The organism is Aquabacter sediminis (assembly GCF_028863665.1).
GTDB lineage: Bacteria > Pseudomonadota > Alphaproteobacteria > Rhizobiales > Xanthobacteraceae > L1I39.
The window spans coordinates 2,501-5,644 of the sequence record NZ_JARBFX010000026.1 but is presented as its reverse complement, the minus strand read 5'-3'; the positions used below and the strand labels follow the sequence as shown (position 1 = coordinate 5,644).

Genomic DNA, 3,144 nt, shown 5'->3' with positions numbered 1-3,144 from the left:
TTCAGCGGCTGGTTCGTCGTCTCTGGATGCTTCTCACGACTTGATGTTGTGACAGCCGGCTCAGGCGCCGGGTGATGGAGTGTCTGTTCCTGCGGTGTGATGCTGCAGGGTGAGGGGCTTTGCTTCTCGTGCTGTTTGACAGGTTGATAGAAGAAAGAGAAACGTGGACGGCGATGTCCTTGCGCGCTTCCGGTCTTCGGACTGGAAGTTGAGTAAGACTTAGGTCGTCGTACGTTTGACGGATCTGGATGACCCGCGTGAGCGGCTCTTCAGGTTCAGTCCTCGTCTTTGAGATGAGTAACGTAGCGATTGGCCAGATCTAACTCTTCAACTTGAGAGTTTGATCCTGGCTCAGAGCGAACGCTGGCGGCAGGCCTAACACATGCAAGTCGAGCGCCCAGCAATGGGAGCGGCAGACGGGTGAGTAACGCGTGGGGATCTGCCCGATGGTACGGAATAATTCCGGGAAACTGGGACTAATACCGTATGTGCCCGCAAGGGGAAAGATTTATCGCCATCGGATGAACCCGCGTCGGATTAGCTAGTTGGTGTGGTAAAGGCGCACCAAGGCGACGATCCGTAGCTGGTCTGAGAGGATGATCAGCCACACTGGGACTGAGACACGGCCCAGACTCCTACGGGAGGCAGCAGTGGGGAATATTGGACAATGGGCGCAAGCCTGATCCAGCCATGCCGCGTGAGTGATGAAGGCCTTAGGGTTGTAAAGCTCTTTCGCCGGTGAAGATAATGACGGTAACCGGAGAAGAAGCCCCGGCTAACTTCGTGCCAGCAGCCGCGGTAATACGAAGGGGGCAAGCGTTGCTCGGAATCACTGGGCGTAAAGCGCACGTAGGCGGGTCGTTAAGTCAGAGGTGAAAGCCTGGAGCTCAACTCCAGAACTGCCTTTGATACTGGCGACCTCGAGTTCGAGAGAGGTTGGTGGAACTGCGAGTGTAGAGGTGAAATTCGTAGATATTCGCAAGAACACCAGTGGCGAAGGCGGCCAACTGGCTCGATACTGACGCTGAGGTGCGAAAGCGTGGGGAGCAAACAGGATTAGATACCCTGGTAGTCCACGCCGTAAACGATGGATGCTAGCCGTTGGGGAGCTTGCTCTTCAGTGGCGCAGCTAACGCCTTAAGCATCCCGCCTGGGGAGTACGGTCGCAAGATTAAAACTCAAAGGAATTGACGGGGGCCCGCACAAGCGGTGGAGCATGTGGTTTAATTCGAAGCAACGCGCAGAACCTTACCAGCCTTTGACATGGCAGGGCGATTTCCAGAGATGGATCTCTCTCAGCAATGAGCCTGCACACAGGTGCTGCATGGCTGTCGTCAGCTCGTGTCGTGAGATGTTGGGTTAAGTCCCGCAACGAGCGCAACCCTCGCCCCTAGTTGCCATCATTCAGTTGGGCACTCTAGGGGGACTGCCGGTGATAAGCCGCGAGGAAGGTGGGGATGACGTCAAGTCCTCATGGCCCTTACGGGCTGGGCTACACACGTGCTACAATGGTGGTGACAGTGGGATGCGAAAGGGCGACCTCTAGCAAATCTCCAAAAGCCATCTCAGTTCGGATTGCACTCTGCAACTCGAGTGCATGAAGTTGGAATCGCTAGTAATCGTGGATCAGCATGCCACGGTGAATACGTTCCCGGGCCTTGTACACACCGCCCGTCACACCATGGGAGTTGGTTTTACCCGAAGGCGCTGGGCTAACCCGCAAGGGAGGCAGGCGACCACGGTAGGGTCAGCGACTGGGGTGAAGTCGTAACAAGGTAGCCGTAGGGGAACCTGCGGCTGGATCACCTCCTTTCTAAGGATGATCCTTCAGCTGCGAAGATCCGGTTCGTCCGGTTCCGATGCACTATCGGATCTCTTAGATCATAGCTGGCCGATGACGTGTCTCACGAGACGTTGTCAGGACTGGCATTTGCGGGATGTCGCCGTCTTCGTTTCTCTTTCTTCGCGGACAAGCTTGACGCCGCAGGCTGGCGTGTCCTTGCAAGTTGTTCTTGTAAGAGGCAGCGCCGCCCGGTTCACGGGCCTGTAGCTCAGGTGGTTAGAGCGCACCCCTGATAAGGGTGAGGTCGGACGTTCGAGTCGTCCCAGGCCCACCATCTTCCAGAAGGTTGTCATCGTTCCCGTACCTCTTCGTTCTCAGTTCTGGGGCCATAGCTCAGTTGGGAGAGCGCGTGCTTTGCAAGCATGAGGTCGTCGGTTCGATCCCGTCTGGCTCCACCATTTCTCCGAATGTCTTTCGCCAGGAAGGCGTTTGTCGAGGAAGGGTACAAGATGGTGTCTCTTAAGATTGTCCGCGAAATTCCTGTTTCATGTCTTCCATGAGGCCGACCTTGTCGGCGGAAGGCATGCTGCTGTCTGACATCGTGAATAGAGCATTGTTCGATCTGCCTCAGTAATGGGGCGGGCGGCGATCAAGAAACATCCAGCCGAAGCGTCAAGCCTTGGCAGGGTGGTTCGAAGAGACGTCGCCGGCGGGTGCTGACCGCACCGTCATTGGAACAATGTTGAAGCTGGTCTTTTAAATGAGTGCGTCGACCCGTCCAGGCCCAACGGCCTGGGACCTCTGCCGAGGGGTGGGCATCGACGATGAGAACGATCAAGTGTCTTAAGGGCATTCGGTGGATGCCTTGGCGCTAAGAGGCGAAGAAGGACGTGGTACGCTGCGATAAGCTTCGGGGAGCTGCGAACAAGCTTTGATCCGGAGATTTCCGAATGGGGAAACCCACCTTCGAAAACTGGAACTCCGAGGTTTCGACCTCGGTGGGGTTTCGATCTGACCGAAGTTTAGACTTCGGATTTCCAGTTTTCATATGAAGGTATCTGATCCTGAATTCATAGGGATTAGAGGCGAACCCGGGGAACTGAAACATCTAAGTACCCGGAGGAAAGGACATCAACAGAGACTCCGCTAGTAGTGGCGAGCGAACGCGGATCAGGCCAGTGGCGAAGGTGAGACAATCGGAAACCGTCAGGAAAGCGGTGCCTTAGTGGGTGATAGCCCCGTACGAGTAATGCAAACCTTCGTCCTCGAGTAAGGCGGGACACGTGAAATCCTGTCTGAACATGGGGGGACCACCCTCCAAGCCTAAGTACTCCTTAGCGACCGATAGCGAACCAGTACCG

The 3,144-nt window shown here is 55.9% G+C and carries 2 tRNA genes and 2 rRNA genes (1 of these 4 running past the window's edge); all 4 read left to right on the top strand.

What is annotated here, in order from left to right:
• Positions 1–328 precede the first annotated feature (328 nt).
• Positions 329–1,813 (top strand): 16S ribosomal RNA (locus PV781_RS23970).
• A 227-nt stretch (positions 1,814–2,040) separates the two neighbouring features.
• A tRNA-Ile gene (locus PV781_RS23965) sits at positions 2,041–2,117 on the top strand.
• Between the two features lie 48 nt (positions 2,118–2,165).
• A tRNA-Ala gene (locus tag PV781_RS23960) sits at positions 2,166–2,241 on the top strand.
• Positions 2,242–2,615: 374 nt separating this feature from the next.
• Positions 2,616–3,144 (top strand): 23S ribosomal RNA (locus PV781_RS23955) (it continues 2,288 nt past the right edge of the window).
• Together the 16S and 23S rRNA genes with 2 tRNA genes alongside form the textbook arrangement of a ribosomal RNA operon.